Origin of the sequence: Burkholderia sp. BCC1999, from assembly GCF_905339975.1 — a bacterium.
Lineage (GTDB): Bacteria > Pseudomonadota > Gammaproteobacteria > Burkholderiales > Burkholderiaceae > Burkholderia.
The window spans coordinates 1-698 of sequence record NZ_CAJPHP010000066.1; the positions used below are offsets into that span (position 1 = coordinate 1).

Below are 698 nucleotides of genomic sequence, written 5' to 3' on the forward strand. Positions count from 1 at the left end.
CATGCGCGCTTCGAGGTCGTCGCTCTCGACGAAGATGTGATCGGGTTCGTCCTCGACGACGCGGCCTTCGAACAGGTTGGTCGAGCCGATGAATTCGGCCGAGAAGCGGCTGTTCGGGAATTCGTAGACTTCACCCGGCGCGCCGATCTGCACGATCTTGCCTTCGCTCATCACCGCGAGGCGGCTGGCCATCGTCATCGCCTCTTCCTGGTCGTGCGTGACCATCACGCAGGTCACGTCGACCTTCTCGATGATGTTCACGAGTTCGAGCTGGGTCTTCTGGCGGATCTTCTTGTCGAGCGCCGACATCGGCTCGTCGAGCAGCAGGAGTTTCGGGCGCTTGACCAGCGAGCGGGCCAGCGCGACGCGCTGCTGCTGGCCGCCGGAGAGCTGATGCGGCTTGCGCTGCGCGTACTTGCTCATCTGCACGAGCGCGAGCGCATCGGCCACGCGTTCCTTGATCTCGTTCTTCGGCGTGCCTTCCTGCTTCAGGCCGAATGCGACGTTCGATTCGACCGTCATGTGCGGGAACAGCGCGTACGACTGGAACATCATGTTCACCGGGCGGCGATACGGCGGCAGCGACGCGAGGTCCTCGCCGTCGACGAAGATCTTGCCGGAGGTCGCCGTTTCAAGCCCCGCGAGCATGCGCAGCAGCGTGGACTTGCCGCAGCCCGAGCTGCCGAGCAGCGCGAACA

At 64.2% G+C, this 698-nt stretch carries 1 protein-coding gene; it reads right to left on the minus strand.

The window, feature by feature from the left end:
* A partial coding sequence (locus U5809_RS34575) for an ABC transporter ATP-binding protein (RefSeq protein WP_322089852.1) occupies positions 1 to 698 on the minus strand: 698 nt, incomplete at both ends.